This is a genomic window from Spirosoma litoris (assembly GCF_054776755.1).
Genome location: NZ_BAAHBI010000026.1, coordinates 1 through 1997 on the forward strand (window position 1 = coordinate 1; position 1997 = coordinate 1997).

A 1997-nucleotide genomic window follows, 5' to 3' on the forward strand; every position below is an offset into this window, starting at 1 on the left:
GTGTTATATTAGTCACTCAAAATAAGCCCTAAAATTGTCAAGCTATTTCAGGGCGATACAAATCAGAAGATTCTAATTGATCCTGACTCACTTTATGCCAATTACATTGATACGGGTTCAGCGATGGCTAAAGTAGTTACTAAGACTTATAATCCGGACGGAGACTACCCCCCAACTAATTACACTGGAAAAATATTCAGGGTGGACTTAATAATTAAAGACGGTCGTGCTGAGAAATGGCCAATGTACGTTTTTAGCAATGAATGTAAAAAGATAGTCATCTATCAAACAGCTACTTATAACACACCGAATAAGGTAGGTTTTATTCTAACAAGACCATGAGCTTAACTGTGATGGCTCATTAGATGTGGTACAGTTTGGCCGTTTTTATTTTACCTGAAAAATATAAATTGCCAATTTAAAATATCATCCATTTCTTTTCATTAAACCTAAAATACGAAAGATTTGGTGGCTGAAAAACGCTCGTAACGTATTGGAGGGCGATTTTAAGAGTGTGTTGGGGAATTATAGTTGGTCTTCTGGTCCAATACGTTGTAACATCAACTGAATATTAGCCAAAAGTAGCCAGCCAACCGAAGAAGATAGTGTGTACTCGTAATCTTTAATGGTTCGCCGAAAGAAATTAGTCCAAGCAATAGTTCGTTCCACTACCCAACGCTTAGCAACTGGCACGAAGCCCTGAGCCGATTCAGGACGTGAAGCTCGCTCAAAATTAATGCCCCATCTGGTTAATTCCTTTGCAAAAACGCCACCGTAAGCTCCATCACCAAACACCTTTTCGACCCGGTCACCGTACCACAAAACGTCACTTACCAAAGCCAATGAAGCGGGCCCATCAGCTTCATTAGCCGCATGCACATGAACTGCCCACAACCGCCCGCCCGTATCGACTAATAACTGGCGTTTGCGACCGTTAACTTTCTTATGTGGGTCGAGGCCTCGATATTCACAAATCATAGGCGCTAATTTAACGCTCTGACTATCAACACAAAAAACAGATGGATACGCTTCGCGTTTCTCCTGCTTTCGATCCAGTTGATTCAACTCCCGGTTGATTCGTTCAAGCGTTCCATTGGTTTTCCAACAGTCGAAATAGTAATATACGGCCTGCCAATGGGGATATTCATTGGGTAAATTTCGCCATTGACAACCCGTGCGAAGTAACCACAAGATGGCATTCATGACCTGGCATAGATCAAGTTTTCGTTTGCGTTCAAGGGGTAAAAAGGGCGATATTGCAGCCCACTGGTAGCTGGTCAGTTTAGTAAACTGTTTGGTCATCTGCTTGTAGTTTGGCGACCACAAAGGTGACACAGCTACCAGTCTTTTTCAATTCCCCAACACGCTCTAATAGATGGGAAAAGTCACTAACCTTAGCAGCTTCAACTGCTAGTTTTTTAGCTTTAGCTGTATCCATAAAAATTTGGCAAGATACTGACAAACGTCAAATAAACTTAGCCACGCTAAGTTTATTTGAGAAATTTAGAGATGATCGTTTTCACGATATCAGGCATAGAGCATGGAAAGTGAAAAATAAATGGGATAACCAAAAAGGATATAAAGAGAAATTCGAAAAAGCTGCGTTTCCAGAAGATATGTTATCTAAAAATGAGGCTGTTTAAACTTTCTTTTTTACCAAGAAAAGGGTATGTTTTTTTGTCATTCCGACGCAGGAGGAATCTTCGGGATGAGGAATATTTGCGCACCCGAAGATTCCTCCTGCGTCGGAATGACAAAAAAACACTCAATTCCCACCTATTTTTAAAAGTTTAAACAGGTTCAATAATAAAATTTCTGAAGAAGTAAAAGTTGTACGTGATTTATTTGAATTTTTTGCTGTCCTAGGGGGATATAATGGAAGTGAAGATGCCCTTAAAATTTGTAGTTTCTTTTATTATGGCTGGTGGAGAAAGTTCTTATACTAAATCAGATTGATAATGACGTATTTTCGATGTAGGGAAAACAACTTAACGAAA

General features: G+C 39.7%; 2 protein-coding genes. One reads left to right on the forward strand and one right to left on the reverse strand.

Features of this window, described 5'->3' with window-relative positions; translation table 11 throughout:
* Positions 1-525: 525 nt before the first annotated feature.
* Complete coding sequence (locus ACYVGR_RS16645) at positions 526-1302, reverse strand: IS5 family transposase (protein WP_460958636.1); 777 nt, start codon at positions 1300-1302, stop codon at positions 526-528.
* A 26-nt stretch (positions 1303-1328) separates the two neighbouring features.
* On the opposite strand from ACYVGR_RS16645, the gene ACYVGR_RS16650 reads away from it, so the two are divergent.
* Positions 1329-1643, forward strand: coding sequence for a hypothetical protein (locus ACYVGR_RS16650; protein WP_460958638.1), 315 nt, complete (start codon positions 1329-1331; stop codon positions 1641-1643).
* Positions 1644-1997 lie beyond the last annotated feature (354 nt).

Bases quoted from the DNA above. Each gene is read 5' to 3' on its own strand.
- ACYVGR_RS16645 (WP_460958636.1), bottom strand. From the start codon at position 1,302: ATGACCAAACAGTTTACTAAACTGACCAGCTACCAGTGGGCTGCAATA.